The following is a 25,947-nucleotide window of genomic DNA, read 5'->3' on the forward strand; positions in this document are numbered from 1 at the left end:
ATGATAGCGGTTTTAAGCGACACCCACGTGGGGGACAAGGCAAAGGCCCTTCCCATTCCCCTTTTGGAGAAGCTTAAAGAGGTCAGCCCAGAGCTCATTATCCACGCCGGCGATGTGACGTCACCGGAGGTCCTTGAGACCCTTGATGAGATAGCGCCCGTGATAGCGGTCCGGGGAAACGTTGACCACCTCAGCCTTCCGGAGGAGGAAACCGTTGAAGTCGAAGGAATGAGAATCGGCGTGATTCACGGGCATCAGCTTCTAAGCCTCAACGCGCAGTTTTTGGGCCTTAAAGCCCTCGACATGGAGGTTGACCTGCTCGTCTTCGGCCACACCCACCGCTTCTACTTCGATTCTTTCAGCGTCTACGGAAGAAGGGTTTACCTCCTGAATCCGGGTTCGCCGACGTTCCCGAGGTGGGACGAGGCAGGTTTCGCGGTTCTAAAGCCCGGAAAAGAGCCGACCGTTAGAAGGGTCAAGCTCTGGTAAACGGAAAAGAGAACGGGAAAAGGACATCAGCTCTTGATGGCAAGCTTGATGTCCTCGGCCTTGACGGTCTTCCTGCCGGCGTGCTGGGCGAGGGCGACGGCCTTCTTGGCAATCTCAAGGGCCTTCTCCTCAAGGTGCTCGGCGAGGACCTTGGCGGCCTCCTCGCTGACGCGGGCGGCGCCGGCCTTCCTTATAAGCCTGTCAACCGGGGCAATTGGAAGCTCGGCCATTCACAACACCTCCTACTTTCTTTTTGCAGGTTTCTGCGTTTTATTTTAGGAGCGAAGGCCTATATAAACCTTTCGGAAACGGAGCCCTCTGGGTGGGCCTATCGGCGGGATTTCAGTTAATCGTCGAGAATTCCCACTCCGTCGGGCCCATCACTATTTTACACGAGAATGACAACCCACCAGGGAAGATTGGGAGAAGAAAGGAGATTGCCCCGTGAAGCCGGAGGTCGGTCGAAAATCCTTCAAAAAAAGCTTCACTTATGTAAAAACAAGTGCATTGCTCCTCAAAATTTGCCAGTAGGGTTTTTATAGTCAGGGATGCAATAGAGTGTTTACTAAGGAGGTGTTAGAGATGGTGGAGAAATTCGACAAGATATACGACTACTACGTGGACAAGGGCTACGAGCCGAACAAGAAGAGGGACATAATAGCGGTTTTCCGCGTTACCCCTGCGGAGGGGTACACCATTGAGCAGGCCGCGGGAGCTGTGGCCGCTGAGAGCTCGACCGGAACCTGGACGACCCTTTACCCCTGGTACGAGCAGGAGCGCTGGGCCGACCTTTCAGCTAAGGCCTACGACTTCATCGACATGGGCGACGGAAGCTGGATTGTTAGGATTGCCTACCCGTTCCACGCCTTTGAGGAGTGGAATTTACCGGGTCTTCTCGCGAGCATAGCGGGCAACGTCTTCGGAATGAAGCGCGTTAAGGGCCTCCGCCTTGAGGACCTCTACATCCCAGAGATAGTCCTCAGGAACTTCAACGGCCCGGCCTTCGGTATCGAGGGCGTCAGGAAGATGCTCGAAATATACGACAGACCGCTCTACGGCGTCGTCCCCAAGCCCAAGGTCGGCTATTCACCCGAGGAGTTCGAAAAGCTCGCCTACGAGCTCCTTTCCAACGGCGCCGACTACATGAAGGACGACGAGAACCTCACGAGCCCCTGGTACAACCGCTTCGACGAGAGGGCGGAGATAGTAGCGAGGGTTATCGACAAAGTCGAGAACGAGACCGGCGAGAAGAAGACATGGTTCGCCAATATCACAGCCGATGTCCGCGAGATGGAGAGAAGGCTTGAAATCCTGGCCGACCTCGGGCTCAAGCACGCGATGGTCGACGTCGTCATAACAGGCTGGGGAGCGCTCGAGTACATTCGCGACTTGGCGGCCGACTACGGTCTCGCCATTCACGGCCACAGGGCGATGCACGCGGCCTTCACAAGGAACAAGTACCACGGCATCTCGATGTTTGTCCTGGCGAAGCTCTACAGGCTCATAGGAATTGACCAGCTCCACGTTGGAACCGCCGGAGCAGGTAAGCTCGAGGGCGGAAAGTGGGAAGTAGTGCAGAACGCGAGGATTCTCAGGGAGGAAACCTACACCCCGGACGAGAACGACGTCTTCCACCTCGAGCAGAAGTTCTACGGCATGAAGCCGGCCTTCCCGACCAGTTCAGGCGGTCTCCACCCGGGCAACATCGAGCCGGTCATAGAGGCCCTCGGAAAGGACATAGTCCTACAGCTCGGTGGCGGAACCCTCGGCCACCCGGACGGACCGGGAGCGGGAGCGAGGGCGGTAAGGCAGGCCATCGACGCCATAATGCAGGGAATCCCGCTCGACGAGTACGCCAAGACCCACAAAGAGCTCGCCCGCGCCCTCGAGAAGTGGGGCCACGTCACGCCGGTCTGATGACTTGTCCGGCCTCCGCTTTTCTTTTCGTCTTCCGTTCAAACTTTTCTCCAAAGGTGATTTAATGCATCCTTCCGTAGTTGCCCCGGTGGTTCCATGCATCCGGAGGGATTCCTTGAGGTCATAACCGGCCCGATGTTCGCCGGAAAGACGAGCGAGCTGATAAAGAGAATCGAGAGGCAGGCCTACGCCAAGCGAAAGGTCGCCCTCTTCAAACCGAGCATAGACGACCGCTATTCGAGGAGCGACGTGGTTGCCCACAACGGTCTCAGGTACAGGGCCTACGTCGTCCCCACGAGCGAGGAAGGGGTTGAGAGAATAGTTGAGCTGACGAGAAAGGAGGGTTTTGATGTAATTGGGATTGATGAGGTTCAGTTCTTCCCGATGGGTATAGTCGATGCTCTCAACGAACTCGCCGATGATGGCGTTTACGTCATAGCGAGCGGTCTGAACCTCGACTTCAAGGCCGAACCGTTTCCCGTCATGAAGGAGCTCCTCGTCAGGGCCGACAACATAGTTTACCTTACCGCCGTTTGCACGGTCTGCGGAAGACCTGCAACGAGAAGTCAGAGGCTGATAGACGGAAAGCCGGCCCCGAGGGACTCGCCGGTAATAATGGTGGGAGGAAAGGAAAGCTACGAGGCGAGGTGCAGGTTACATCACGAAGTCCCCTGAGAGAACTTTCTCCCACGTCTTCACGTCCTTGAGGCCGTGACCGGTCGCAACGACCACAACGGTCTCATCTCTGTCTATTACCCCTTCCTCACGCATCTTCTTGGCGAGTGCGAGGGCCGTTGCCGAGGACGGCTCTACGAAGATTCCCTCCCTTCCAAGGAGCATTCCCGCCTCCGCCGTCTCCCTGTTTGTGACCGTGTCGAGGTGGCCGTTGCTCTCCTTCACCGCTTTTATAACGTTCTCGCCGTCGACCGGCTTCTTAACCGCTATGGCACTCGCTATCGTCGGAACCTTCTTCTGGACCTTCTCAATCGGCTTGCCCGTCTTCCAGGCCCTCACTATCGCGTCGTAGCCCTCTATCTGGGCCCCGGCAATCCTCGGCAGGTCCTCAACGAGGCCGACTTTGTAGAACTCCTTAACGCCCTTCCAGATTGCCCTCAAGTGGGTTCCGGCCCCTATCGGAACGATAATCCAGTCCGGAACGTTGTAGCGAAGCTGGTCGAGGATTTCGAAGCCCGTCGTCTTCTGCCCCTCAACGCGGTAGTGGTAGTTGCCCGTGAGGTAATAGTCCTCCTCCATAGCCTTCCGCTCGGCCTCCGCCAAAGCTTCATCGTAGGTCTTCCCGAAGACCTCTACCTTCGCCCCGTACATTCTCGCCTGAGTGAGCTTCTCCTCAGGAGTTCCCTCGGGGACGACGATGGTAACCTCGAGTCCGGCTTTGGCGCCGTAGGCGGAAACGCTCGCCGCCATGTTGCCGGTCGAGGCGACTATAACCTTCCTCGCGTGGAATTCCAGGGCCTTGGTTATCTCGACGCTCGAACCCCTGTCCTTGAAGGCTCCCGTCGGGTTCTCGCCCTCGTACTTGACGTAGAGCTTTCCAAAGCCGAGCTTCTCCTCAAGGCGTTTGAGCCTGTAAAGCCTCGTCCCGCCCTCGTTGAGCGTGACGATTCTCTTGAGGTTCGAAACCGGAAGGAACATCCAGTACTTCCATACGTGCGGGCTCTCCCGGAACCAGGGGTCGTCGTCTTCGATTAGGTTCGCTATGTCGTCGTAGTGGTAGGTAACATCGAGCGGGGCGCCACACTTGGGGCATTTGTATATTCCGGACGCGAGCGAGTATTCGGCACCGCAGTGGGTGCAGACGAGTTTCGCCTCGAACATCTCAACCACCCTGGTTTACATAGGATAAGGTGGGTTTTTAAATTCAGCTTTTAAACCGAAAAAGGTTTAAAGGCTATTTTCTAACTTTAGGTTAGGGAAAGGGGGTGAGAGCATGGAATCGGGCGAGATGGGAAAACTGCTTGACATACTCGGAAATGAAACCAGACGAAGGATTCTCATCCTTCTCACCAAGAGACCGTACTTCGTCAGCGAGCTGAGTCAGGAACTCGGCGTCGGGCAGAAGGCGGTCCTTGAGCACCTGAGAATCCTCGAAAAGGCCGGACTCATAGAGGGCCGAACGGAAAAGATACCCCGCGGAAGGCCGAGGAAGTACTACACCATAAAGCGCGGTTTCAGGCTTGAGGTTCTGCTTACCCCCTACACGTTCGGCACCGAGATGTACGAGCCGAAGAAGCCGAGGCAAACCGCTGAATACGCCCAGGCGAGACAGCTCATAAAGTCAACCGAGCCCGTTGAGACGAAGATAAACGAGCTCCTCCAGTTCCTCGGCGAGATAGAGAGGCGCGTTGACGAGGTTATGAGAACCAAGCAGGAGCTCGAAGAGGTCAGACTGCTCATAGAGACCTACATCGAGAGCCTCCTCAGGAGGATAGCCCAGGAGAACGAGAGGGAATTCGAGAGGCTCATGCGCGAGTTCGGTCCGAGGCTTCCGAGGAAGATAGTGGAAGACCTGAACGACTTTTAGGAAGCGGATAGAGAATAAAGAGGGCCGTTAAAGTATCTTGCCCTCTTCCTTCATCCTGACGAGCCTGGTTATGTAACCGGCAATCCTGTTTCTGATGGTCTTGCTCGTGACGTTGGTGAGCTCCTGAACCATCTTCTTGTTGTGCTCGAAGTCCCTGGTGAACTTGTCCGGATACCTGTCAAAGAGCTCGCGAGCGGTCCTCTTGATGAAGGTCTGCTTTATGTTCCCCATTTCCATCACCTCTAACCTGACCCTGTGGCCGTATCTCAAATCAAGGGCATCTTTTAAAAGTTTTCCCACACCGCCAGAAACCCAAGGGTTTTATAGTGCCGTGAAAAGCTCAACCCATGCTGAGGGAAGTAATCCACTGCAGGGGACACGAGAACGTAAAAGCAACGCACCGCTCGACGCTCGAGATAACGACCGAGGACTTTCTAACGCCGAGAGGTGACTGCATAATCTGCGTTTCCGCCGATAAGGCTCTCAGAGACCTCAGCGAGGAGCTCAAGAATGCCCTCAAGAGGGGCGCGAGGCTCCGCGTGGTCATACGCGCCGGAAACCTTTCCGATGAGCTCACCGCATACGGAAGTCCGGAGCTGAAGCTCGAAAGCCCGGTTTCGATGGTGATAAGGAAGAGCGAATACATAGATGGAAGAACCCTCGCGATAAGGGCAGATAAGTCCGCGAGGGACATAAAGCGGGAGCTGGTTGAACTCCTCAGGAACCCTGAAACCATTGTCACGGTCGAGCTCATAATCGAGGAAAAAGCTTAAAAGTCCCGACTCTTTTATTTACTTGAGGTGAAGAAAATGCTCGAGGGCTACTACATAGTCGAGAACACCGGAGTCGTTCCGGCCGAGAGGAGGTTCAAGTTCAAGGACCTGAAGGCGTGGGGCTACGACCTGCACCTCGGAACGATAGACGGAAAGGAGGCCTACTTCGTCTCAAGGACTGGAACCCACGAGGAGGGCGAGACCTACACGCAGGACGGCAGGGAGTACCACATCAGCGAAACTCAGAGGGAGATACCGAAGAACGCAAGGCTTTTGGCGAGAATCGTCATAGAGCGCGGTCAGCCCTACCTTGAGTTCTGGCTCGATACGGAGGAGGCCAACTACCCGCTCGCCAAGGAGGACCCGAGGCTAATCCTGCACCGCTTCTGGACGGCCAAGAAGTTCAACCAGCTCGAGAAGCACGTCGGAAGCGTTGGTTTAACCACGGACTTCTTCAAGGACAACGTCTTCGTGAAGAGCCTTCCACTGCCCTTCGAGGAGTACCCGCCGAAGGTGAGGAGGGTTCTGAGGGAGGTCAGAGACGTCCACCGCGACCTGACCGGCTTCGGAAGGTTCGTCTTCCAGTACTACGGCGAGGAGGACAAGACCCACAACTACCGCCTCTGGTGGCTCCTGCCGACGATACACCTCTTCGACGTCGAGGTCTCGAACGAAGTCGACAAGGTCCTCGCGATGCTCGACTGATTTTTAAGGCTTCCCTTCAATTTTATTCCATGATGGAGGTTGTCCTTGAACTCGTTCGAACTGCCATACGCTCGGCCGACCCTCACTTCTCGGTAAAGCGGAGCCTCAATTTTGATGGAAGAACGCTCAAAGTTCTTGACCGGGAATTCAATGTTAAGGGCCGAATCCACATTTTGGCCATCGGAAAGGCCTCCTGCAGAATGGCGAGGGCGGTCTTTGAGACCATTCCGGGTGAGCTGGTTGGAGACGCGCTGATAGTTACGAAGCACGGCTATGCTATGGACTGCGATGGAATTGAAGCGAAGGTAATCGAAGCGGGCCACCCGATTCCGGATGAGAACTCTCTGTTGGCCGGAAAGCTGGGCCTTGAGCTCGCGAAAAAGGTCGGCAGAGACGATATCCTTCTGACCCTCATCTCAGGAGGCGGAAGCGCGCTCTTCGTTTATCCGGCAGAAGGAATAAGCCTCGAAGACCTCATCAGGACGAACGAGCTCCTCCTCAGGAGCGGGGCAACGATAAGGGAAATCAACACCGTCAGAAAGCACCTATCTAAAGTCAAGGGCGGAAGGCTGGCAAAGGCTGTGAGAGGTACTGTAATAAGCTTAATCGTCTCGGACGTCGTTGGCGACGACCTCAGCTCGATAGCGTCGGGGATAACATCCCCTGACCCGACAACTTACCGCGACGCCTACGAAGTCCCCGTGAGGCGCGGAATCTGGGACAGAGTCCCGGAGAGCGTGAGAAGAGTCATTGAGCGGGGCATGCGCGGGGAAATCGAGGAGACGCCGAAGGAACTCGACAACGTCCACAACTTCATAATAGCCGGCAACTCAAAGGCGTGCGAGGCCGTGGCGAGGAAAGCTGGAGAGCTCGACTTCAATTCGGCGGTGATGACGACGACGCTCGAAGGCGAAGCTAAGGAGGTCGCTTTGGCGGTCGGCTCGATAATAGAGGAGGTGGCGAAGCGCGACAGACCGCTCAAAAAGCCCGCCGTCCTCGTCTTCGGGGGTGAATGGACGGTGACCGTCGGGGACGCGGAGGGCCTCGGCGGGCCCAATCAGGAGTTCGCGCTGAGCATCGCCCGAAAGATAGCGGGTCTCAACGTTACCGTTGTTGCCTTCGACACCGACGGAACCGACGGGCCGACAGATGTAGCGGGAGGAATCGTGGACGGGGAGACGTTGAAGAGGCTTAAAGAGGCTGGAATAGATGTGGAGGAAGCCCTCAGTGACCATGACAGTTATCACGCCCTCGAAAGGGTCGGCGCGCTTCTCAAGACCGGCCCAACCGGAACGAACGTGAACTCGATGGTCATAGCGGTTGTTGGAGACCGTGGCGACGCCCTTTGAGACGGAGGTATTCCTCCATAAGGGCCCCTATGAGCAGAACGCTCATAAACACTGCCTTTCCTGGGTTTTCCTGACCCTTGTATGCTCTGTAGAGGATCAGCCCAACACCGACCACGAGGAACCACATCCCTACGAGAATCTCTCTCATTAGGAATGCGCGCCGTCCCCTTGAGAGAACCCTTACCTCGGAACCTTCCCTCAGGACAATCCGCTCGTCACCGGGCACGAACTCCAGCAGGGTTATCGGAACAACCGCCAGCAAAAGGTAGGGAAGAAACCACAAGAGAATGAGGTACAAAAAGACCAGGTAAAGCACCCGCGCAAGGTTTATGTCACTGCTCCGCTGAAGTGAAAGGAACTTCCTCAACGGGTCGAGGAGGTGAAGCCTGACCCTTCTCGCCACGGCCTTTCTCTTTCCTTCAAACCGGGCGACGAGGTTGCCGAGAACGGGAAGCTTCAGGGGGACTGTGGAGGCGAGAAGGAAGCTCTCCCCATCGAAATCCACAAGATAAAAATGTCTCTCATAGCGCTCCAGGATAAAGTCCGGCGCAAGGCTCCATATTTCCCGGTTAGTACCTTTAACCCAGTAAACGAATGTGTTCTCCCCAAGGAACTTTTCGAGCTTTTCGGGGCTTCCCTCAACGACCACTACGCGCTCAAATGTTACTCTCATGTGTGTCGTTTGATTATTCCTTTTTATAGTTAACGCCTGGCAGGAAAAACCGATAAATACCGGTGTTTCCAATTAGATTGGGTGCAATCAATGGGCTTGAGCAGAAGGGAGCTGATACGAAAGCTCTGGCACGTTTCACCGGGAATCCTCGGGGCGCCGATAATACTCTTCACCCCGAGATGGGTCACTTTACTCGTCGTCTGGTCGCTGGCTTTCCTCTACACGCTCCAGCACCTCAAACTCCTTAGGGGCTGGAAGTTCACCGTTCCAGTGGCAGATTTAAGCTACAAAACGATGGCGCGGGAAGACGAGCGCGACAACTTTCTCGGGAGCTTCCTCTTCTGGGTGACGATGGGGATTATCTGCACGGTCTTTCCCAAGGTTTCTGCCCTGGGAGCGCTCTGGGTCTCGACCTTCGGTGACTGCTTCAACGCCATAGCCGGACAGGCCCTCGGTGGACCGAGGATTCCATGGAACCGGAGGAAGACCTTAATCGGAAGCGCAACTATGTTTGCCGTTTCAGTTCTGGCCCTCTGGGGCGCCCACAGGGTTCTCTCGCTCGACCCGAACTGGAGCCTCATCGCCGGCATCGCCCTCGTCGCCACTTTGCTTGAAAGCCTTCCACTTCGCTCGGCCTACGACGAGTTCACGGTTCCCTTCGCGACAGCTCTCCTCCTGTGGCTCGCCTACGGAGGACCTCTGCTGTCACCGACCTGGTGATTAAACCCGCACAAACCCCCAGTCCCCGAAGTGCGTCTCTATGCCCCTGTTTTTACCCCCAGCGAGCGAACCTCGTCGCGGAGCTCCGAAAGAAAAGCCTTGAAGAGCTCCTCACTGGTTAGAACGCTGTAGCTCTCTGGAAACTCGGAGTGGAGCGTTTCCCGAAATTCGTTTCCGGCCTTTCGGAGGTTTAGCATCTCGAAGAAGCAGTAATCGACAAAACCTTTCGTTTCCTCAACAATCCTCGAAACGTCAGTGACGCCCGGTATTATCGGGCTGACGAAGGCGTATGTCCGTATTCCCTCCTCGTGGAGCCTCTGGAGGGCGTTGAAGCGGGCCTTCATGGTTGGTGTCAGCGGTTCGAGTAAGGTCTTTTCATGACCCTCGAAGGAGTTGAGCGTCAAACCCGCCTCAATCGAGCGGAAGAGCTTGAAGAGGTCGATATCCCTCGTCACAAGGGGCGATTTGGTGAGTATCGAGAGCTCGTTCCTCTTGTCCATGAAGCGGAGCGTCGAGCGGGTGAGCTTCAGCCCGGCTTCAACCGGCTGATATGGGTCGCTCACCGTGGACATCACAACATTTCCCTTCACGCGCTTCCTCGCGAGTTCAGGCGCGTTGATTTTGGCTATCACCCAGCTCCCCCATTCCCTCTCTCTGAACTCCCGAACGACGCCCTTGGCATAGCAGTAGGGGCAGGCGAAGGAACAGCCGACGTACTGGTTGACGCTCCAGGAAACGCCGGGAATCCGCGAGCGCGTGTAGAGGGAGTTGGCCTTCCTCTTTATTACCTCAACCTTCATAAGCACGGGTAGGAACTAATTCTTAAAAGGTGGTCGCATGGAAGTCGAGGTTCGCCACAGGCCCGTCCGCTATGCGAGGCTCGAAATCAAGCCCGACGGGAGAATCGTCGTGACGGCGCCGAAGGGCTTTGACGTGGAGACGTTTATCAAAAAACACGAGAGGTGGCTGAGCAATCGGCTGAGGGAGCTTGAAGAAGTCCGGAGGGAATCCGCGAGGGGCTTCCCGTTCTTCGGCGAGTTCTACCGGCTCGAGCTGGGGAACGTTCGGGGAGTTGAGCGCAGGGACGATAGGCTAATCCTCCCTGTCGAGCGCGAGCGGGCGCGGAAGGTCCTGAAGGCACTACTGCGGGACAGGATAACGGCGCTCGTCGCCCTCTACTCCGTCCTCATGGGAGTTTCCCCCGGCAAAATCTACATCAGGAATCAGAAAACGAAGTGGGCGAGCTGTTCGAACAGGGGAAACCTGAGCTTCAACCTCCGCCTCGTGGCTTTACCCGAGAGGCTGATTGAATACGTCGTAATCCACGAGCTCGCCCACCTGCGCTACCTCGACCACTCCAAAGCTTTCTGGAGGTTCGTGGAGAGATTTTATCCGGACTACAGACCGGCGAGACGGAAACTGAAGCGCTGGTGGGGGATAATTGAAGTCAACGAGGGATGGAGATGGCTGGAGGGAAGGGAGTGATTGGAAGAATCCTTAAATTCATCGCGCTGATGGCGGACGAGATAATCGTTGCCATAGTTCTGCTCGCCGTTCTTCCAGCCCTTGGAATAGAGGTGCCGGCCCTCGTCACGGGGCTGATTCTGGGAATCCTCCTCGTCAAGGACGTTCTGATAGCTCCGTACGTGCTCGGTGGAGGACTCGAAAAACGGCCCCAGACGGGGCCAGAATCGCTCGTCGGCAGAACTGCCGTAGTCGTTGAGGACCTCTCGCCCGAGGGCCTCGTGAAGCTCGACGGTGAGCTCTGGCGCGCGAAATGCCTTCACGGGACGGCGAGGAGGGGCGAGAAAGTGAGGGTCGTGGGGGTTGATGGGACTAAGCTCCTCGTTGAACCCCCAGCGAGCGGAGAACCTCGGTGATTTCCTCCGGGCGGTTGGTCGAGAACGAGACGTCCCAGCCCTTCCGCCTCTTGAGGTAGACGCAGGCCCTCGCAGGCAGGGTGAAGTGAATCTTCGCCGGACAGCTCGTCCAGCCTTCCCTGACCGCGAACCACTCGATTTCGTCGAGCTTAACCCCCTTCCGAATCATGAAACCCATATAGCCGGTTATAAGAATCCTATCCTCGTAAACTCGTATTCTAATCGCCATGGATTCAAGGACGACGGCAACGGTAACGCCCATCGCGACGACCATAACCGTTACCGCCTGACCCGTTGAGAGGCTCATGTAAAGGCCAATGCTCATAGCTACCAGCGGTGGAACGAGGAGAGCTATTATCCACTTGGAGTAAAGCGTTTCCTCGTAGAGCATGGCCATCGTGGTGGGTTCTCGTTAGGGCTTTAAACCCCTTCCCAAACCTATGGTGGTGATACGATGGTTAGGATAATGCCCGTTGACAGGCTGACCGACGATGACGTGAGGGAGATTCTGACGAAATACCGGAAGATAGCCCTCGTTGGAGCCTCCCCGAAGCCAGAAAGGGATTCAAACGAGGTCATGCGCTACCTCCTCGAGAAGGGGTACGAGGTCTATCCGGTCAATCCCCGCTACTCAGAGGTTCTCGGGCGGAAGTGCTACCCAAGCGTCCTCGACATTCCCGACGAGGTTGAGATAGTTGACCTCTTCGTTCGCCCGGAGTTTGCAAGGGACTACGTCGAGCAGGCGATAAAGAAGGGCGCAAAGGTTGTCTGGTTCCAGTTCGGAACCTACGACAGAGAAGCCTTCAGAAGAGCAAGGGAAGCGGGCCTTATCGCCGTCGCCCACCGATGCATAAAGCAGGAGCACGCGAGGCTCATTGGGGACTGAGAAGCGTTCTTTCAGTCTTTAAGGAAGGTTGACGGGCAACTTTTGGTAATTTGAGCGTGCTTCACTACAAACCAGCGCCCTTCGGGCGCTAACAGGAGGAAAACACATTCAAAACTGGCAGGTTTGGAAGTAAACCCCCTAAGAACAAACTATTCAAAAGGCATGCCAACTTTGATGAAACTTTGCCCACAGCCGTTAAGAAAGGCTGGCGAAAAGAGCGCCCTTTCTCCCCAAAGGGCAAAAAACAGTCGTGCACTAACAAAAGAGCAACCATCAGGGGTTTAACACTACAACAAAACTCCTCGAGAGATTGTTTCAACTTCATATCGGCGCCCTTCGGGCGCCTTTCTCCAAGTGAAACACTCAAAGATGGAACAAATCTAGTAGAAACCCCCCTAAAACTTGCATTTTAAAAAATGCACTTAACCTTCCGCCAGCGCTGAAGCTTTTGGAAAAAGCTTCACCAAAAGCTTGTGATTCCTATTTAATGCCTCTTCATCAAGGGATTTTAAACTCTAAACCGGCTCTTAAAGGTTGAATTTTTCAAAATACACCCCCTTCACGCTGGTTCTACTAAAACCGCGCTCCAAAGGAGCGCAAAAAGGCTTAAACCCCTTTAAAAGGTGCTTTTAAATGAATTCACTCTCCAAAAAGAGCAACTCAAAAAGAAATCCACTTAAAAACTGTTCCTCAAAAGGGAATCACAAACTTTGATGAAACTTTTGCTTGGCAAAAGTTTCTGGTGCGGGGGCCGGGATTTGAACCCGGGAACCCCTGCGGGACGGGACCCTAAATCCCGCGCCTTTGGCCAGGCTCGGCTACCCCCGCGCGGAAGGGAGTTTTCACTCCACCTTTAAAAGCTTTGAGGGAAAAGTCTTATAAGGATGTAAAGGAAGCTTTACGTAAAGGAAACTTTACATGGTGGACAACATGGGAGAACTTCGCAACGTTCCAGTTCTCATCGTGGGAGTCCTGACTGGAATGGGTATATTCTACTCCACACACTCCGGAAGGAGCGAAATTGGCCTTGTAATTTTTGCATTCGCACTAATCTTTGCCAACTGGTACTCCTCCTGGCTCAGAGAACGTGGAGTCATTCTTCAGGACGAGAGAACTATCAGGATAAACGAGGTCGCATCCCGCAGGACCCTCCAAGTCACGGTGATAGCACTCGGAGTCTCAGTACTAATCCTGTCCCAGGGCACTTCAAACCCCGAAATAAAGGGAGCCTTCGAAAGTCTAAGCGCAGTTCTGGCTGGAATCTCCCTGTTACACCTAGCGCTCAGGCACTACTACTCGCGGGTGATGTGAGTGAACGAGCTCACTGTCGTGGCCATAATCGGAATTATCGGCGGTATGCTGATGGGCTACTTCATGACGAGAACGATGCTTAAGGACATCGGCATCCCTCCGGACGAGAGAGCGAAGGAGATAGCCAAGCTCTCAGCAGTGAGAACCTTGGAGCTGGTTTTTCTTGTGGATGTTATAGCGCTCTACTACGCGTGGCTCGTGATGAAAAGCCAGACCTGCATCAACCTCGCGACCATGATATTCGCCACGATATTGCTCGGGAACTGGGCATTCAAGGCTTACTACGCGAGGAGGCTTTAAGATGAAGAACCGCCTGCGCGAGCTGAGGGAGGCGATGGGATTAACCCAGGAGGAGCTCGCAAAGGCCTTGGGCGTTACGAGGCAGACGATTATAGCGATTGAGAAGGGGAGATACGACCCCTCTCTAAGGCTGGCCTTCAAAATAGCGCGGTTCTTCGGCGTTAAAATCGAGGACATCTTCATCTACGAGGGTGATTAAAATGCTCGTTGATGTTGAGAACCTTGAGAAGGATTACGGAAAGGTCAAGGCCCTGAAGGGTGTAAGCTTCTCCATCCGGGAGGGCGAGATATTCGGCCTCATCGGGCCGAACGGAGCGGGAAAGAGCACGACCCTCAAAATCCTCGCAACGCTCCTGAAGCCAACGGGAGGAACGGCGAAAATAGCGGGCTATGACGTCGTCAAGGAAGCCGACAGGGTCAGGGCACTAATCAGCTACCTGCCGGAGGAGGCCGGAGCGTACAAGAACCTCACCGGGAGGGAGTACCTGGAGTTCATGGCAAGGCTTTACGCCAAAGACGAGCGGAAAGCCCGGGAGATGCTTACGCTGGGTGTTGAGCTCTCCGGCCTCGAGGAGAGGCTCGACGACAAGGTTTCAACTTACTCCAAGGGAATGACGCGCAAGCTGTTGATAGCGAGGGCCCTCATGGTAAGGCCAAAGCTGGCCATCCTCGACGAGCCGGCGAGCGGGCTCGACATAGTGAACGCCTACGAGATTAGGAAGACAATAAGGCGCTTCGCGAGGAGTGAAGGAACGACGTTCCTTATTTCGAGCCACAACATGCTCGAAGTCGAGTTCCTCTGCGACCGCGTTGCCATGATTGCCGGCGGAAGAATCGTCGAGATTGGTACGCCGGAGGAGCTGAAAGAGAAATACAAAGCCGAGAACCTTGAGGAGGTCTTCATGAGGGCCATCGGCGTGAGCATTCCGGAGCCGGTCGGGGGTGAGGGCTCATGAGCGATTTCATTGTCATGGCCAAGAAGGAGATAAAGAACCTGATGCGGGACAGAAAGCTGATTTTCGGCCTCATAATCGTACCCCTTATCGTCTACCCCGCCCTTGGAAAGATGATGCAGTTCGGTTTTGAAAGCGCAACAAAGACGACGCACGTGGCGATAGTCAACTTCGACGATGGAAAGTACGGCGAGTTGCTAATAAAGGCCCTAAACGTTACTCCAAACGTCACTGTAACCGTCATAAGCGCCGGTTCGGTTGACGACGCCCTGAGAAAGGCACTCCAGGAGAACCAAAACGTTCTGGTCGTGATTCCTCATAACTTCAGCGAGAGCATTGAGTCCGATGAAGTGGCGACGGTCCAGATATACGGGGTCTTCAAGGAGATTGGCTCGGGAATGAGGGAGAGCGTGAGCGAGGGCAGGATTAACGCCGTGATAAACGTTCTCTCGGAGGAGATAGCGAAGCTCAAGGTTCAGGAACTCGGCGCGAAGAACCCGGACGCGGTTCTGCATCCGATAAGGGCGGAGAGCAAGTCGTACCTGCTCGGCAGAATCGTTGACGTTCCCCCAACGGTTGTCTCGCAGGTCCTGGCTTCCCAATCCTACGGACTGCCCCTCATAGTCTTTCTAATGGTCATGATAACGTCCCAGATGTCGGCGGGGGCTGTGGCGAGCGAAAAGGAGAACAAAACCCTCGAGACGCTCCTGACGCTCCCTGTGAGAAGGACGACGATTGTGGCATCGAAGATAACTGGAACGGCAGTTATGGGCGTCATAGCGGCATTAGCTTATATGATTGGCCTCAAGCAGTACATGGCGGGTTTCGGAACCCAGACGGGCGTTTCGCTGAGTGAACTCGGCCTCTCGATAACACCAACAGGCATGGCACTCTTCGGCATCGTCGTCTTCCTGACGATAGCCTTTTCGCTGAGCCTTGCGATGCTCCTCGCGGTTTTCGCCGAGGACGTTCAGAGCGCCAACACGGTGGTCAGCTCGGTCATACTGCCCCTCGCCTTCCCGTCGTTCGTCCTGATGTTCGTTGACATCAGCCAGCTCCCGGCTCTCTGGAAGTACCTGCTCCTCGCCAGCCCCTTCACTCACCCTGTCGTGGACTACCGCTACGTGATAGCGAAGGACTACACGGCCCTCGGCGCGAGCATAGCTTACCTCGCCATCGTCGCCGGTGCAACGCTCTACGTAACAGCGAGGGTCTTCGCCAGCGAGAAAATCCTGACCGCAAGGCTCGGATGGGGGAGACGGAAGGGGAGAGAGTGAGCGGGGGTTTTCTTTTCTAATTCTCTTTGAGTCTTATTGCAACAGGTTCTCACGAAGGAAGACTGCCTTGCGAGGAAGTAGTTTCAATTCTCTTCGAGTCTTATTGCAACTCCAAGAGCTGACGCCTCCGCGATAGCGAAAAGACCTCCTTTCAATTCTCTTCGAGTCTTATTGCAACCGCCTTCCTGGTGGGTCTTTACTTTGTGCTTCATAACCTTTCAATTCTCTTCGAGTCTTATTGCAACGAGGCTCACCTTGTTTCTTCTACTTTTATAGTTAGACTTTCAATTCTCTTCGAGTCTTATTGCAACACGGAGCTCTGGAGGGTTCTCTCCAGGGCCGAATTAACTTTCAATTCTCTTCGAGTCTTATTGCAACGGTTATTCCGTTTGAGCGCATTGCTCTTCAGATTGCTCTTTCAATTCTCTTCGAGTCTTATTGCAACTTTGAATAATCATGTAGTCGTCGGTGGGCAAACAAACTCCTTTCAATTCTCTTCGAGTCTTATTGCAACGCATGGGCCTAGGTGAAATTTTGCGGAAGGCAGCCGAACTTTCAATTCTCTTCGAGTCTTATTGCAACTGGGGCAAATGCTGACAGAATAGGAGTAATAGACGATAACTTTCAATTCTCTTCGAGTCTTATTGCAACTTCGGCCTGGGGCGTGGGTGAGGTTGGCCTGCTCATCTTTCAATTCTCTTCGAGTCTTATTGCAACGGGTTCGCCCTGATTTCTGGAGCCTCAGCGGAGGACCCTTTCAATTCTCTTCGAGTCTTATTGCAACAACTCTACCAGGGCTTTTAAGACTTCCATGAACGCCCTTTCAATTCTCTTCGAGTCTTATTGCAACGTTCGACAGCGTTAACACCGTCCTTAAAGCCGGGATTCTTTCAATTCTCTTCGAGTCTTATTGCAACTGGAGGAGGGTTTAACGATGGGGAAGGAGATTTATCTCTTTCAATTCTCTTCGAGTCTTATTGCAACGACAACTCTTATGATTGGTGGGCTGAAAAGGCGTTCACTTTCAATTCTCTTCGAGTCTTATTGCAACGAACCTGATTCTCCTCCTCAAAATACTTCTTAAGGTCTTTCAATTCTCTTCGAGTCTTATTGCAACCTGGGGACTGGGTGGCTATTATTGGCCTCCTAATGCCTTTCAATTCTCTTCGAGTCTTATTGCAACGTTCGGAAGTGGCTCCACTGGGGCTTTTTCCTCGCCCCTTTCAATTCTCTTCGAGTCTTATTGCAACTGGGGCCTCTTTCCTCGCTTCTTTGGTGGTTTATGCCTTTCAATTCTCTTCGAGTCTTATTGCAACGATATTCTGTCAAGCGTATTAGAGAAGTCGTGAAAGCATCTTTCAATTCTCTTCGAGTCTTATTGCAACGCGATTTCATTAAGCTGGTCTTTGTGGAGGCCAAAGACTTTCAATTCTCTTCGAGTCTTATTGCAACAGGGCGCAAAACCCGCTCTTTCACCCAACAAAGGAGGAATAACCTCCCAATATTTAAGCCTTTCTGGAAATCGGGCTTTAACCCGGACCTTTTGTGGTTTATCCGAACCGCTCGATGGGCACTCCCACGAGCGCGAGCAACTTGATGAACGCTTCCCACAGTCAGGTAGAGAACTTGCCACGATTTCCTGTGGTGTCACTGGCCTCTGTTGGGTCGTCTAACGGCTATCCTGCGTTTCTCTCAAAAACAATTCGATTTAAACAGGTTTTACGGTCGTTTAGGCGCGAGAATGCATCATTAAGACTGTCTGAAAATATCTCGTTACATAGACCAACAAAATCATTCCAATAAGTTACGTCTACATAACCACAAAAATCGATTTCCGGGGCGGACCTGTAAGGGCATCCCCCAAAGGAAGGTCAAAGCGAGCCGAAAAATTATGGAGAACAGCACTCGTCGAGGTGTCACTCAATCGGCACGCCGTCCTTTGTCCTCGGGGCGAGCCACTTCATGAGCTTCCGAGGGTTCTTCGTGCGGATTATTATCGTTATGGGGCCGAGCGGGCTCTCCTCGTTGAAGTTCACCACTCCCGCGTAAGCGGCCTGCTTGTTCACCTTGACGATTATCTCCTCGCCGAAGTAGCCCTCCTCGAGGAAAGAGCGCGCGGTGTCGAGTATCGCCTGCCCGCGGAACAGCTCGTAGAGCCTGCTAAGAGCTTTCCTGCTCCTCGTCTTCCCGGTGAGGATTACGTAATCGCCCCGGTCAAAGACCTCGAACTCCAAATCCGGCACGAGGTTCAGCATCGACCTCTTTACCTTCTCGAGGTCCTCGGTCGGGTAAACGTACGCCTCGAGCTCGACTTCCTCAAACAGCTCCTCCATGCTCTCACCGGGCTAAGGTCGAAAGAAGGCTTATAAACCCAACCGCCCAGATAATTAGGGTGACCTAAATATGTTAGAAGGTTTCATCGAGGGGCTCGCGAGGTACCTCCTCGAACTCAGCGGGGGAAGCCTAATCTGGGTGTCCTTCTACGCCGGCCTTTTCGTCGCGCTCATGACGTCGCTCGGAGCCATGGTGGCCATCTTCGCCAAACGGATTCCCGAGGGTGGCGTTGACTTCTCGCTCAGCTTCGCGGCAGGGGTTATGATTGTCGCCTCGTTCACCTCGCTCATCCTGCCTGGAATAGAGAGCGCCGGGTTTCCGCCCGTGGCCCTTGGAATAGCCCTCGGCGTCCTGCTGATTTACGCCGTTGACAGGCTTCTGCCCCACGAGCACCTCGTTAAGGGCTACGAGGGACCGAAGGGGATGAAGGAACGCCTCAGAAAGGTCTGGCTCCTCGTTTTCGCGCTCATAATCCACAACCTGCCCGAGGGGCTGGCGGTTGGAACGTCCCTCGTCTACAACCTCGAGGTCGGCCTCATCACGGCCATAGCGATAGGCATTCAGGACTTCCCCGAGGGAACCGTCGTCTCGCTCCCGCTCGCGGTCATACAGAAGAAGAGCCTCGGCCCGGTTCTAATTGGAGTGTTGAGCGGTTTGGCCGAGATGGTCATGGTAATCCTCGGCGCGGTCTTCTTCACTTCCTTCGCCTGGACGCTACCGTATGGCCTCGGCCTCGCCGGAGGGGCAATGCTCTACGTCACAGTGAAGGAGATGATTCCAGAAATATACAGGGGAGAGAAGAGCGAGACCCTCGTCACGCTGGGCTTCTTCGCGGGCTTCTACGTCATGCTCCTCCTCGATTCAGCCCTCGGATGATTTCCTCGACGAGGGCCTCTACATTCTCCTCGTATTCCTCCTTGCTCCCATCGTTTATCAGCATGTAGTCTGCCATCGCTATAACGCCACCGATTCCAAAGCGGAGCTCCTTCCAGTCTCTCTCTTCGAAGTCCTCCCAGCTCTGGGGGTCGTCGTGCCTTCCCCTGGCCTTGAGCCTCTCGAAGCGGAGCTTCGGCGGTGTGTGGACCGCGACGATAACGATTTTCTCCTCCGGAAAGGCTCCCCTGAAGGTTCCCACCTCGTCAAGAGAGCGAACGCCGTCTATGACCACGAGCGGGCTCTTCTCCAGAAGGGTCCTCACCTTCTCGACCGCAAGCTTGGCAACGGCGTTCTGACCGAGTTCCTGCCTCAGCCGTATACTCACCTTGGCGACGTTTTCCTTCGTGAGCTCGAGGCCCCGCTTTACCGTCTCCTCGCGGACGATGTCGCCGAGAGAAACGCTTGGAAATCCCCTCTTCTCGAAGGCCTTGACGATTTTGCTCTTACCTGAACCGGGCATTCCAGTGACTATTACTATCATTGAGCCCACCCCGAGTAGCTCGGAGGGGATTTAAAAAGGTTGAGTTTTGTTAGGGTCGCAAAACTTTTTAAGGTTCAACCTGAAAACCGTTATGGTGAGAAAGATGAACGTGAGCTGGTTCATCATCGGCCTCATAGTAACGTTCCTTGTAAACATACCGTTCGGCTTCTGGAGAGCCCACGCCAAGAGAACCGGGGACAAGCTCGAGTGGGCCCTGGCGGTTCACCTTCCTGTCCCGCTGGTCGTGCTGATGCGCTATTTAGCAGGCCTCAGCTGGAACCTTGAAGGGGCACCCCTGATACTCGTCTTCGTCCTGGCCTACTTCCTCGGCCAGAGGACGGGCGGAAAGCTTTACCAGAGGGCCCATGAGAGCGGTCTGAATCCGGGCAGAAACGTTTTCGTCCTCTGGAGTGGAAGCGGAAGGGGAGAAGGGGAGGCTATCTGAGGAAGTCCTCCAGCGTTCCCTTTCTCTTCGGCTTTTCTTCGGTCACTCTCTTCTCGATTCCGAGGTAGCGGTAGATTCCGTCGAGGATTTTGGCACCTATCCCCTCGACTTCGAGGAGTTCAGCGGGTTTTGCGTTCGCTATCGCCTCAACGCTCGTAAAACCGGCGTTGTAGAGAGCTCTCGCCCTCTTCCTTCCAATGTTTGGCAACCTGACGAGTTCGAGGAGCTCCTCCCTAACGCCGTGTCTCAGGCGAAGGTGCAGGTCGCGGAGGTAGTTAAGGATTTCCTCCTTCGGCTCGAAGAGCTTGTAGAGCTCGATGAGGGAATACATGAGCCAGTCGGCAAGCTCAAGGAGCCTGTAGAGGTCGCCGGGGTCTATTAGATAGGTCTCGTAAATCCTCGCCTCAGGAACCTCGTTAATCCAGTCGAGGAGAACCTTTGCCGTCTTCACCTGCCCGAGGAAGCCCTGGAAGCGCGAGTCCTCGTAGTAGGGTATGCTCGCGTAGAGCTTGTCCTCGAGCTCGTAAGCTAAATCGAGATAGTCCTCCATCTCGCGCCTCCTCGCTGTTAAAGTCGCCATGTCCGGCGTTGAGGCTATGAGCTGGAAGATTCCGAAGGGGTTCGGATTCCGCTCGATTGCCGGAAAGGCGTCCTTGAACTTCTTGGCCGTGAGCGGGTCTATGTAGAGCTGAGACGTTCTCTTGCCGAAGGGCAACGGCATGAAGCTATCATCGAGGTCAAGGTCAATGAACTCGTTCTCTATGAGGAAGTAGACCACGTCTTTGGCTTTATACTCGAGCGAGCTCAAATCCTTCCTCTGGTGGGCGTAGAAGGTCCTCTCAAGGAAGCGGACGAGCTCGGGGAAGCTTTTGATTCCGAAGTTGGTGATTAAGGCCAAAACCTGACTCCTGAAGGCCTGCTCGTTGGCGAGCATCGAGAAGAGCTTCTCCGGTTTTCCCCGAATGTAGCGCTCCATCAGCTTGCCCGGCTCGTCGGTTCTGGCAACTATTATCGCCTCGCCGTACTTGTCGTACCTCGGCCTTCCAGCGCGCCCCATCATCTGCTGGATTTCCAAAACGGGAATGTCGGTCCAGCCGAAACCGGCGTAGCGCTTGGTATCGCGAATTATTACTCTGAATGAGGGGAGATTGACACCCGCCGAGAGGGTCGGCGTCGCGGTGATTACCTTGATTAAACCCTCCCGGAAGGCGTCCTCGATGAGGGTTCTCTCAACCCTGCTCAGCCCGGCGTGGTGGAAGGCGACTCCACCTTTGATGGCCCTCTTTAACTTCTCGCTCGTGGGATTGTCCTCGAGCTGGCTGGCGAGGCTTTCCAACGCCCGCTTCTCGGGCTTGGTCAGGTGAGACGATACGAGCTTCGAGAGGGCTAGGGCTTCCTTCTCGGCCGAGCGCCTCGTGTTAACGAAGACGAGCGCGCCCTTGCCCCTCTTCACGGCATCGGTAACGAGGGAGTACCAGTTCTCGGGGTAGCTCTGAACCTTCCCGTCCTCCCATATGAGCGTCCCGAGGTGGAAAACCCCTTTTCTTAGCTGAACTGGCCTCCAGTCGCTGACGACGAGCGATGCGTCGAGCCATTCAGCCAGCTCCTCCGCGTTGCCGACGGTCGCGCTCAAAGCTAAAATCTGCGCCCTGTCGAGCATGTGGGTTAGAATCATCTCGAGCGTCGCTCCCCTGTCGTACGAGCCGATTAGGTGAACCTCGTCGGCAACCACGAGCTTAACGTCGTCAATCCACCTCGTGCCGTGCCTCAATAGCGAGTCGAACTTCTCCGCTGTGGCGACTATTATGTCGTACCTCCCGAGCCAGTCGTCGGTTGAGTCGTAGTCGCCGGTTGTAGCGGCAACCTTCAGGCCCAGCTTCTCCCACTCCTTGAACTCGCGGTACTTCTCCTCGGCGAGGGCCTTGAGGGGGACGAGGTAGACTGCCTTGCCTCCCTCGCGGAGGAGCTTGTTCACCATAACTATCTCACTAACAAGGGTTTTTCCGCTCGCCGTTGGGATTGCCAGAACGAGGTTTTTACCTTCTAATACACCGCTTTTCAAAGCTTCCGCCTGCGGTGGGTAGAGCTCCTCTATTCCCCTCTCCTTGATGACGGCCTTGAGCCTCTCGTCAACGGGAAGTTCGTCAACCTTCATTTCGACCGCAATCCTTATTGAGGGAGCGGTTAAATAGGTTTGGGATGGCCATGGAAGTTCCCTACGTTCTCTTCGAGGTTCACAGGAAAGGCAAGACAATTGGAACCTACGCGATTGACGCTTACTTCGTTGAGTTCCTGGCGCTTGAGCCGAGAAAGGCCGTTCTGATAAAGGGACCCGGCTCAATAAGCCTCTCGGAGAACGCCGAAAAGCCGTTGCCAAGGCTTCTCGGGGCAAATCTGGAGCGTTTTCTGAAGGACCTCTACCGTGAGCTCCTCAGCGCGTCCCAGGAGACCAGGGAGAAGAGGGTCAGCCACATGAGGCGCTGGAACGTCTGGAGAATCCTGGGAATACCAACGGGTCACAGCAGGCACATAGCGGTTGACGAGCAACTCGCCAAGGTCGAGCGCGAGAACGCCCTCGGACTGGCGCTCCTCAAGAAGGTTCTCGGAGTTAAGGACGACGTTGAATCGGTGGAAATCCGCGAGGTTAAGCTCCTCTACCGGAGGCTGTGGCTTGAAAACGGAGAGGTCAGAGATGAGAAGGGAACCGACAAGGTCTACACGAACCTCCTCAAAATCGACCCTGTTTTCAGAACGGCCTTTTACTCCGCCCTGCTCAGAGAAACAGCGCTGACGGAAGAAATAAGGAAGAAGGCTCAGGCCTTCTCGTAGAGCCAGCAGGCGACGTAGTGGTCCTTCTCGACCTCAACAAGCGGTGGCTCCTGCTTGTCGCAGAGGCCAGCTTTGGCGAGCGGGCACCTCGGGTGGAAGCGACAGCCCTTCGGCGGGTTAATCGGACTTGGCGGTTCGCCCTTGATTTCCATTTTCTTCTTCTTTCTCGCCAGCTCCGGGTCGGGAATCGGTATGGCCGAGAGGAGCATCTGCGTGTACGGGTGGAGCGGGTTCTCGAAGATTCTCTCGGCCGGGCCGACCTCGACGAGCTTCCCGAGGTACATGACACCCATTCTGTGGCTCATGTACTTGACGACACCGAGGTCGTGGCTTATGAAGAGGTAGGAGAAGCCATGCTTCTTCTGGAGGTCCTTGAGGGTGTTGAGTATGTTCGCCTGCACCGAAACGTCCAGGGCTGATGTCGGCTCGTCGAGGACGACGAAATCCGGCTGGAGGGCGAGTATCTTCGCCAGCGCTATCCTCTGCCTCTGTCCTCCGGAAAACTCGTGGGGGTAGCGGTAGAGGTGCATCTCGTTGAGGCCGACGCTCTCGAGTAACCTTATCACGAACTCCTCCGGGTCGTCAACCTCGATGCCGTGGAACTTGACCGGCTCCATTATGATGTTGAAGACCGTCTGCCTCGGGTCGAGCGACGAGTATGGGTCCTGGAACATTATCTGGGCGTGCCTCCTGAACCAGAGGAGCTCCTTGCCCTTGAGCTTGGTCACGTCCTTGCCCTTGAAGGTTATCTTTCCGTCGGTCGGCTCGATTAGCCTGAGGATTGTCCTCCCCGTGGTGGTCTTTCCACAACCGCTCTCGCCGACGAGTCCGAACGTTTCTCCGGGCTGAATCTCGAAGCTGACGCCGTCAACGGCCTTGACCCACGCCACCGTTCTCAGGAGGCTCCTAACCGGGAAGTGCTTCTTGAGGTTTTCAACCTTGAGCACTGGCTCCATCATCATCACCTCAGTACCTGTGGCAGGCCACGAAGTGGCCCGGCTCTATCTCCTTGAGCTCTGGAACCTCTCTCCTGCACCTCTCCTCTGCCAGCGGGCACCTCGGGTGAAAGCGACAGCCCTTCGGTGGCGTTATGAGGTTCGGCACAGTTCCTGGAATGCTCTCCAGCCTCTCTATCTTTCCGAGCGGGTTCGGGACGGCCCTGAGGAGCGCCGCGGTGTAGGGGTGAAGCGGGTTGTGGAATATCTGGTCAACGGTTCCTATCTCAACGACCTTTCCGGCGTACATGACGACAACGCGCTGGGCGGTTTCCGCGACGACACCGAGGTTGTGGGTTATGAGAAGGACTGTGGCATTGTACTTCCTCTTCAGTTCGTTGAGTAGCTCGAGTATCTGGGCCTGAACCGTGACGTCCAGAGCCGTTGTGGGCTCGTCCGCTATGAGGAGGCGCGGGTTGTTGGCGATTCCAATTCCTATGACGACCCTCTGCTTCATACCACCGCTGAGCTCGTGCGGGTAGTTCTTCACCCTGTTCTCGGGATCCGGAATGAGGACCTCGCGGAGTATGTTGACGGCCTTCGCTATGCCCTCCTTGATGTTCTTGACCTTCCCGTGAACCTCCATCGCCTCTCCAATCTGGTAGCCGACGGTGTAGAGCGGGTCGAGCGATGAATGCGGGTCCTGAAAGATGTAGGCTATCTCGTTACCGCGGATTTCCCTGATTTCCTCGTCACTCAGCTTGAGCAAATCAACGGTCGAGCCGTCGTCGCGGTGGTAGATTATCTCCCCGTTCACTATCTTACCCGGGCTCTCGATGAGCTTGGTTATTGCCCTTGAGGTGACGCTCTTTCCACAGCCGGTCTCGCCGACCAGTGCCAGGGTTTCACCGCGGTAGATATCAAAGGACACGTCCTCGATGGCCTTGACCACTCCGGCGTAGGTGTAAAAGTGGACGCTGAGGTTCCTGATTTCAATTATCGGCTCAGGCACTGGCCTCACCTCCCTTGGACTTCTTCTTGAGCTTGAACTCAAGGCTCCTCCTCGTCCTCGGGTCAAGGACGTCCCTCAGACCATCGCCAAGCAGGTTCCAGCCGAGGACGACGGTGACTATCACTATTCCCGGAAAGGCGACCAGCCACCAGGCCTGCGGGAACTGTTGCGAGCCCTGGTTGATGAGGTTACCCCAGTCCGGTATCGGCGGAACCGCTCCAAGTCCAAGGAAGCTCAGGCCGGCCTCGGTGAGGATGATTCCACCGAAGTCCATCGTAATCATGACGAGCAGTGGACCGATGATGTTGGGGAGTATGTGCCTGAAGAGTATCGTCCTCGTCGGCAGGCCTATCGCCCTCGCGGCCTCGACGTAGAGGTTCTCCTTCTCGGTGAGCGTTGAACCGCGCGTCACCCTCGCGTAGCCCGGCCACCAGACGATGACGAGGGCAACGAAGACCGCGAGGAGCTTTCCAAGGTTGTTGACGTCCCTTGGATGCAACGCGAACAGCTTGAGCACGAAGGTTTGAGCCCACGCGTGCGTGTTGAGGAAACTCTGAATCCTGCCCGGCAGGACGGCGGAGAGCGCTATCGCGAGGATTAGACCGGGGAAGGCGAGGAACATGTCGGTCACACGCATTATTACCTCGTCGACCTTTCCGCCGTAGTAGCCCGAAATCAGGCCGAGGATTATTCCTATCGTTGGACCTATGAGGATGATGAAGATGTCCAGCACGAGCGCCGTCCTCGCTCCCGCGAGGAGTATGCTGAGGATGTCCCTACCGTAGGTGTCCGAACCGAGCGGATAGTGGATGTAGGTCGTGTAATGGATTATGTAGCCGTTCTGGAGTTCAGTGACGTTGAGGAAGTAGGTCGAGCCTGGCGGTGCGAGCTGGGTTGAGTAGTTGTAGTTGACCGGGAAGAAGTCGTAGGGCCAGGGAGCCAAGTAAGGACCGAAGATTCCGATGAAGATGTAGACGATGACTATGAACAACCCCAAGAGCGTCGGGGGAGAGCGGTTTATGGCATAGGCCATCAGCTTCCATTCCTTAATCCTTGACTGGTTCCGCCTCTTCCAGTCCTTCTTGAAGAGCGTTATGAAGGACGCGAAGCCGTCGATGAGCTTGTCGCTGAGCCTGTCGAGGATGCTCATCTCGTACTCTTCTTTCTCCTCGTAATCGTTAATCCTGTTCTCGGCCATTG

General features: G+C 55.1%; 30 protein-coding genes, 1 tRNA gene, 1 pseudogene and 1 CRISPR repeat array. Of the genes and pseudogenes, 19 read left to right on the forward strand and 13 right to left on the reverse strand.

What is annotated here, in order from left to right:
- Complete coding sequence (locus E3E28_RS02020; RefSeq protein ID WP_167915104.1) at positions 1–489, forward strand: metallophosphoesterase; 489 nt, start codon at positions 1–3, stop codon at positions 487–489.
- A 26-nt stretch (positions 490–515) separates the two neighbouring features.
- Here E3E28_RS02020 and hpkB read toward each other — a convergent pair whose 3' ends face one another.
- On the reverse strand, positions 516–719 hold the full coding sequence (gene hpkB, locus E3E28_RS02025) for an archaeal histone HpkB (protein ID WP_011251239.1): 204 nt from the start codon (positions 717–719) through the stop codon (positions 516–518).
- Between the two features lie 352 nt (positions 720–1,071).
- Here hpkB and rbcL point away from each other — a divergent pair, with 352 nt between their 5' ends.
- Together rbcL and E3E28_RS02035 are read left to right on the forward strand one after the other, a co-directional pair.
- Complete coding sequence (rbcL, locus tag E3E28_RS02030; RefSeq protein ID WP_167913844.1) at positions 1,072–2,406, forward strand: type III ribulose-bisphosphate carboxylase; 1,335 nt, start codon at positions 1,072–1,074, stop codon at positions 2,404–2,406.
- A 96-nt stretch (positions 2,407–2,502) separates the two neighbouring features.
- Complete coding sequence (locus E3E28_RS02035; protein WP_167729511.1) at positions 2,503–3,081, forward strand: thymidine kinase; 579 nt, start codon at positions 2,503–2,505, stop codon at positions 3,079–3,081.
- On the opposite strand, the gene thrC is transcribed toward E3E28_RS02035, so the two are convergent.
- The gene (thrC, locus tag E3E28_RS02040) at positions 3,061–4,242 is read right to left on the reverse strand and encodes a threonine synthase (RefSeq protein WP_167913845.1); all 1,182 of its coding nucleotides are present in this window, start codon (positions 4,240–4,242) and stop codon (positions 3,061–3,063) included. The genes E3E28_RS02035 and thrC overlap by 21 nt on opposite strands.
- Positions 4,243–4,354: 112 nt before the next feature.
- Between thrC and E3E28_RS02045 the strand changes: the two genes are divergently transcribed.
- Positions 4,355–4,948 carry an ArsR family transcriptional regulator gene (locus E3E28_RS02045; protein WP_167913846.1) on the forward strand — a complete coding sequence of 198 codons (594 nt, stop codon included), beginning with the start codon at positions 4,355–4,357 and terminating at the stop codon, positions 4,946–4,948.
- 27 nt (positions 4,949–4,975) lie between these two features.
- Here E3E28_RS02045 and E3E28_RS02050 read toward each other — a convergent pair whose 3' ends face one another.
- On the reverse strand, positions 4,976–5,179 hold the full coding sequence (locus tag E3E28_RS02050) for a 30S ribosomal protein S17e (protein WP_042691737.1): 204 nt from the start codon (positions 5,177–5,179) through the stop codon (positions 4,976–4,978).
- A gap of 116 nt (positions 5,180–5,295) precedes the next feature.
- On the opposite strand from E3E28_RS02050, the gene E3E28_RS02055 reads away from it, so the two are divergent.
- Genes E3E28_RS02055 through E3E28_RS02065 form a run of 3 tightly spaced genes read left to right on the forward strand, consistent with a single transcriptional unit; the run spans position 5,296 to position 7,775 of the window.
- Positions 5,296–5,721, forward strand: coding sequence for a DUF371 domain-containing protein (locus tag E3E28_RS02055; RefSeq protein WP_167913847.1), 426 nt, complete (start codon positions 5,296–5,298; stop codon positions 5,719–5,721).
- Between the two features lie 36 nt (positions 5,722–5,757).
- A complete protein-coding gene (locus E3E28_RS02060) occupies positions 5,758–6,426 on the forward strand; it encodes a TIGR00703 family protein (RefSeq protein WP_167915105.1) in 669 nt (222 codons plus the stop codon).
- Positions 6,427–6,455: 29 nt separating this feature from the next.
- Positions 6,456–7,775: a glycerate kinase gene (locus E3E28_RS02065; RefSeq protein WP_167913848.1), complete on the forward strand. Its 1,320-nt coding sequence runs from the start codon at positions 6,456–6,458 to the stop codon at positions 7,773–7,775.
- Here E3E28_RS02065 and E3E28_RS02070 read toward each other — a convergent pair.
- Positions 7,738–8,448 carry a hypothetical protein gene (locus E3E28_RS02070; RefSeq protein WP_167913849.1) on the reverse strand — a complete coding sequence of 237 codons (711 nt, stop codon included), beginning with the start codon at positions 8,446–8,448 and terminating at the stop codon, positions 7,738–7,740. The two genes, E3E28_RS02065 and E3E28_RS02070, sit on opposite strands and share 38 nt — an antisense overlap.
- Positions 8,449–8,538: 90 nt before the next feature.
- Between E3E28_RS02070 and E3E28_RS02075 the strand changes: the two genes are divergently transcribed.
- Positions 8,539–9,168, forward strand: a complete 630-nt coding sequence (locus E3E28_RS02075; RefSeq protein WP_167915106.1) for a diacylglycerol/polyprenol kinase family protein — start codon at positions 8,539–8,541, stop codon at positions 9,166–9,168.
- On the opposite strand, the pseudogene E3E28_RS02080 reads toward E3E28_RS02075, so the two are convergent.
- Positions 9,169–9,968, reverse strand: a pseudogene (locus tag E3E28_RS02080) (radical SAM protein).
- A 37-nt stretch (positions 9,969–10,005) separates the two neighbouring features.
- Here E3E28_RS02080 and E3E28_RS02085 point away from each other — a divergent pair.
- Together E3E28_RS02085 and E3E28_RS02090 are read left to right on the forward strand one after the other, a co-directional pair.
- Positions 10,006–10,653, forward strand: coding sequence for a M48 family metallopeptidase (locus tag E3E28_RS02085; RefSeq protein WP_167913850.1), 648 nt, complete (start codon positions 10,006–10,008; stop codon positions 10,651–10,653).
- Complete coding sequence (locus tag E3E28_RS02090) at positions 10,632–11,048, forward strand: NfeD family protein (RefSeq protein ID WP_240921637.1); 417 nt, start codon at positions 10,632–10,634, stop codon at positions 11,046–11,048. The genes E3E28_RS02085 and E3E28_RS02090 overlap by 22 nt, the downstream gene beginning before the upstream one ends.
- Here E3E28_RS02090 and E3E28_RS02095 read toward each other — a convergent pair.
- Entirely contained in the window at positions 11,005–11,445 is a 441-nt protein-coding gene (locus E3E28_RS02095) for a hypothetical protein (RefSeq protein ID WP_240921639.1), read from the reverse strand. The two genes, E3E28_RS02090 and E3E28_RS02095, sit on opposite strands and share 44 nt — an antisense overlap.
- A 57-nt stretch (positions 11,446–11,502) precedes the next feature.
- On the opposite strand from E3E28_RS02095, the gene E3E28_RS02100 reads away from it, so the two are divergent.
- Positions 11,503–11,934 (forward strand): CoA-binding protein, encoded by a 432-nt coding sequence (locus E3E28_RS02100; RefSeq protein ID WP_167913852.1) that lies wholly within the window; start codon positions 11,503–11,505, stop codon positions 11,932–11,934.
- A gap of 740 nt (positions 11,935–12,674) precedes the next feature.
- Here the strand turns inward: E3E28_RS02100 and E3E28_RS02105 are convergent.
- Positions 12,675–12,762: transfer RNA gene (locus tag E3E28_RS02105), tRNA-Leu, on the reverse strand.
- 102 nt (positions 12,763–12,864) lie between these two features.
- Between E3E28_RS02105 and E3E28_RS02110 the strand changes: the two genes are divergently transcribed.
- The 5 genes from E3E28_RS02110 to E3E28_RS02130 are packed head-to-tail and all read left to right on the forward strand — an operon-like array spanning position 12,865 to position 15,775.
- On the forward strand, positions 12,865–13,245 hold the full coding sequence (locus E3E28_RS02110; protein WP_240921640.1) for a DUF2178 domain-containing protein: 381 nt from the start codon (positions 12,865–12,867) through the stop codon (positions 13,243–13,245).
- Positions 13,246–13,545: a DUF2178 domain-containing protein gene (locus tag E3E28_RS02115; protein ID WP_167913854.1), complete on the forward strand. Its 300-nt coding sequence runs from the start codon at positions 13,246–13,248 to the stop codon at positions 13,543–13,545.
- 1 nt (position 13,546) lies between these two features.
- The gene (locus E3E28_RS02120) at positions 13,547–13,744 is read left to right on the forward strand and encodes a helix-turn-helix transcriptional regulator (protein ID WP_167913855.1); all 198 of its coding nucleotides are present in this window, start codon (positions 13,547–13,549) and stop codon (positions 13,742–13,744) included.
- A 1-nt stretch (position 13,745) separates the two neighbouring features.
- Positions 13,746–14,501: an ABC transporter ATP-binding protein gene (locus E3E28_RS02125; RefSeq protein ID WP_167913856.1), complete on the forward strand. Its 756-nt coding sequence runs from the start codon at positions 13,746–13,748 to the stop codon at positions 14,499–14,501.
- Positions 14,498–15,775: an ABC transporter permease gene (locus E3E28_RS02130; protein ID WP_167913857.1), complete on the forward strand. Its 1,278-nt coding sequence runs from the start codon at positions 14,498–14,500 to the stop codon at positions 15,773–15,775. The genes E3E28_RS02125 and E3E28_RS02130 overlap by 4 nt, the downstream gene beginning before the upstream one ends.
- Positions 15,776–15,788: 13 nt before the next feature.
- A CRISPR array of direct repeats spans positions 15,789–17,227; the repeat unit is 30 nt; unit sequence CTTTCAATTCTCTTCGAGTCTTATTGCAAC.
- 464 nt (positions 17,228–17,691) lie between these two features.
- Here the strand turns inward: E3E28_RS02130 and E3E28_RS02135 are convergent.
- Positions 17,692–18,108 (reverse strand): RNA-binding domain-containing protein, encoded by a 417-nt coding sequence (locus E3E28_RS02135; protein WP_167913858.1) that lies wholly within the window; start codon positions 18,106–18,108, stop codon positions 17,692–17,694.
- A gap of 70 nt (positions 18,109–18,178) precedes the next feature.
- Here E3E28_RS02135 and E3E28_RS02140 point away from each other — a divergent pair, with 70 nt between their 5' ends.
- Complete coding sequence (locus E3E28_RS02140) at positions 18,179–18,985, forward strand: ZIP family metal transporter (protein WP_167913859.1); 807 nt, start codon at positions 18,179–18,181, stop codon at positions 18,983–18,985.
- Here E3E28_RS02140 and E3E28_RS02145 read toward each other — a convergent pair.
- Positions 18,954–19,526, reverse strand: coding sequence for a dephospho-CoA kinase (locus tag E3E28_RS02145; protein WP_167915108.1), 573 nt, complete (start codon positions 19,524–19,526; stop codon positions 18,954–18,956). The genes E3E28_RS02140 and E3E28_RS02145 overlap by 32 nt on opposite strands.
- 91 nt (positions 19,527–19,617) lie before the next feature.
- Between E3E28_RS02145 and E3E28_RS02150 the strand changes: the two genes are divergently transcribed.
- Complete coding sequence (locus E3E28_RS02150) at positions 19,618–19,971, forward strand: hypothetical protein (protein ID WP_240921641.1); 354 nt, start codon at positions 19,618–19,620, stop codon at positions 19,969–19,971.
- Here the strand turns inward: E3E28_RS02150 and E3E28_RS02155 are convergent.
- The gene (locus E3E28_RS02155) at positions 19,964–22,126 is read right to left on the reverse strand and encodes an ATP-dependent DNA helicase (RefSeq protein WP_167913860.1); all 2,163 of its coding nucleotides are present in this window, start codon (positions 22,124–22,126) and stop codon (positions 19,964–19,966) included. The two genes, E3E28_RS02150 and E3E28_RS02155, sit on opposite strands and share 8 nt — an antisense overlap.
- Before the next feature lie 44 nt (positions 22,127–22,170).
- Here E3E28_RS02155 and E3E28_RS02160 point away from each other — a divergent pair, with 44 nt between their 5' ends.
- Positions 22,171–22,800, forward strand: coding sequence for a hypothetical protein (locus tag E3E28_RS02160; protein WP_167913861.1), 630 nt, complete (start codon positions 22,171–22,173; stop codon positions 22,798–22,800).
- Here E3E28_RS02160 and E3E28_RS02165 read toward each other — a convergent pair.
- From E3E28_RS02165 to E3E28_RS02175, 3 genes are read right to left on the reverse strand one after another with little or no spacing between them, the layout of a single operon-like run.
- Complete coding sequence (locus E3E28_RS02165) at positions 22,785–23,759, reverse strand: ABC transporter ATP-binding protein (RefSeq protein ID WP_167915110.1); 975 nt, start codon at positions 23,757–23,759, stop codon at positions 22,785–22,787. The genes E3E28_RS02160 and E3E28_RS02165 overlap by 16 nt on opposite strands.
- Positions 23,760–23,766: 7 nt before the next feature.
- Positions 23,767–24,747 carry an ABC transporter ATP-binding protein gene (locus E3E28_RS02170; RefSeq protein ID WP_167913862.1) on the reverse strand — a complete coding sequence of 327 codons (981 nt, stop codon included), beginning with the start codon at positions 24,745–24,747 and terminating at the stop codon, positions 23,767–23,769.
- Positions 24,740–25,945, reverse strand: a complete 1,206-nt coding sequence (locus tag E3E28_RS02175) for an ABC transporter permease (protein WP_167915111.1) — start codon at positions 25,943–25,945, stop codon at positions 24,740–24,742. Before E3E28_RS02175 ends, E3E28_RS02170 begins: the two co-directional genes overlap by 8 nt.
- Positions 25,946–25,947 lie beyond the last annotated feature (2 nt).

The organism is Thermococcus sp. 21S9, assembly GCF_012027635.1.
Classification (GTDB): domain Archaea; phylum Methanobacteriota_B; class Thermococci; order Thermococcales; family Thermococcaceae; genus Thermococcus.

What these genes read in the sequence shown, in the direction of transcription:
- E3E28_RS02020 (WP_167915104.1), top strand. Translation starts at nt 1, where the DNA reads ATGATAGCGGTTTTAAGCGACACCCACGTGGGGGACAAGGCAAAGGCC.
- hpkB (WP_011251239.1), bottom strand. Translation starts at nt 719, where the DNA reads ATGGCCGAGCTTCCAATTGCCCCGGTTGACAGGCTTATAAGGAAGGCC.
- rbcL (WP_167913844.1), top strand. Translation starts at nt 1,072, where the DNA reads ATGGTGGAGAAATTCGACAAGATATACGACTACTACGTGGACAAGGGC.
- E3E28_RS02035 (WP_167729511.1), top strand. Translation starts at nt 2,503, where the DNA reads ATGCATCCGGAGGGATTCCTTGAGGTCATAACCGGCCCGATGTTCGCC.
- thrC (WP_167913845.1), bottom strand. Translation starts at nt 4,242, where the DNA reads ATGTTCGAGGCGAAACTCGTCTGCACCCACTGCGGTGCCGAATACTCG.
- E3E28_RS02045 (WP_167913846.1), top strand. Translation starts at nt 4,355, where the DNA reads ATGGAATCGGGCGAGATGGGAAAACTGCTTGACATACTCGGAAATGAA.
- E3E28_RS02050 (WP_042691737.1), bottom strand. Translation starts at nt 5,179, where the DNA reads ATGGGGAACATAAAGCAGACCTTCATCAAGAGGACCGCTCGCGAGCTC.
- E3E28_RS02055 (WP_167913847.1), top strand. Translation starts at nt 5,296, where the DNA reads ATGCTGAGGGAAGTAATCCACTGCAGGGGACACGAGAACGTAAAAGCA.
- E3E28_RS02060 (WP_167915105.1), top strand. Translation starts at nt 5,758, where the DNA reads ATGCTCGAGGGCTACTACATAGTCGAGAACACCGGAGTCGTTCCGGCC.
- E3E28_RS02065 (WP_167913848.1), top strand. Translation starts at nt 6,456, where the DNA reads ATGATGGAGGTTGTCCTTGAACTCGTTCGAACTGCCATACGCTCGGCC.
- E3E28_RS02070 (WP_167913849.1), bottom strand. Translation starts at nt 8,448, where the DNA reads ATGAGAGTAACATTTGAGCGCGTAGTGGTCGTTGAGGGAAGCCCCGAA.
- E3E28_RS02075 (WP_167915106.1), top strand. Translation starts at nt 8,539, where the DNA reads ATGGGCTTGAGCAGAAGGGAGCTGATACGAAAGCTCTGGCACGTTTCA.
- E3E28_RS02085 (WP_167913850.1), top strand. Translation starts at nt 10,006, where the DNA reads ATGGAAGTCGAGGTTCGCCACAGGCCCGTCCGCTATGCGAGGCTCGAA.
- E3E28_RS02090 (WP_240921637.1), top strand. Translation starts at nt 10,632, where the DNA reads ATGGCTGGAGGGAAGGGAGTGATTGGAAGAATCCTTAAATTCATCGCG.
- E3E28_RS02095 (WP_240921639.1), bottom strand. Translation starts at nt 11,445, where the DNA reads ATGGCCATGCTCTACGAGGAAACGCTTTACTCCAAGTGGATAATAGCT.
- E3E28_RS02100 (WP_167913852.1), top strand. Translation starts at nt 11,503, where the DNA reads ATGGTTAGGATAATGCCCGTTGACAGGCTGACCGACGATGACGTGAGG.
- E3E28_RS02110 (WP_240921640.1), top strand. Translation starts at nt 12,865, where the DNA reads ATGGGAGAACTTCGCAACGTTCCAGTTCTCATCGTGGGAGTCCTGACT.
- E3E28_RS02120 (WP_167913855.1), top strand. Translation starts at nt 13,547, where the DNA reads ATGAAGAACCGCCTGCGCGAGCTGAGGGAGGCGATGGGATTAACCCAG.
- E3E28_RS02125 (WP_167913856.1), top strand. Translation starts at nt 13,746, where the DNA reads ATGCTCGTTGATGTTGAGAACCTTGAGAAGGATTACGGAAAGGTCAAG.
- E3E28_RS02130 (WP_167913857.1), top strand. Translation starts at nt 14,498, where the DNA reads ATGAGCGATTTCATTGTCATGGCCAAGAAGGAGATAAAGAACCTGATG.
- E3E28_RS02135 (WP_167913858.1), bottom strand. Translation starts at nt 18,108, where the DNA reads ATGGAGGAGCTGTTTGAGGAAGTCGAGCTCGAGGCGTACGTTTACCCG.
- E3E28_RS02140 (WP_167913859.1), top strand. Translation starts at nt 18,179, where the DNA reads ATGTTAGAAGGTTTCATCGAGGGGCTCGCGAGGTACCTCCTCGAACTC.
- E3E28_RS02145 (WP_167915108.1), bottom strand. Translation starts at nt 19,526, where the DNA reads ATGATAGTAATAGTCACTGGAATGCCCGGTTCAGGTAAGAGCAAAATC.
- E3E28_RS02150 (WP_240921641.1), top strand. Translation starts at nt 19,618, where the DNA reads ATGGTGAGAAAGATGAACGTGAGCTGGTTCATCATCGGCCTCATAGTA.
- E3E28_RS02155 (WP_167913860.1), bottom strand. Translation starts at nt 22,126, where the DNA reads ATGAAGGTTGACGAACTTCCCGTTGACGAGAGGCTCAAGGCCGTCATC.
- E3E28_RS02160 (WP_167913861.1), top strand. Translation starts at nt 22,171, where the DNA reads ATGGCCATGGAAGTTCCCTACGTTCTCTTCGAGGTTCACAGGAAAGGC.
- E3E28_RS02165 (WP_167915110.1), bottom strand. Translation starts at nt 23,759, where the DNA reads ATGATGGAGCCAGTGCTCAAGGTTGAAAACCTCAAGAAGCACTTCCCG.
- E3E28_RS02175 (WP_167915111.1), bottom strand. Translation starts at nt 25,945, where the DNA reads ATGGCCGAGAACAGGATTAACGATTACGAGGAGAAAGAAGAGTACGAG.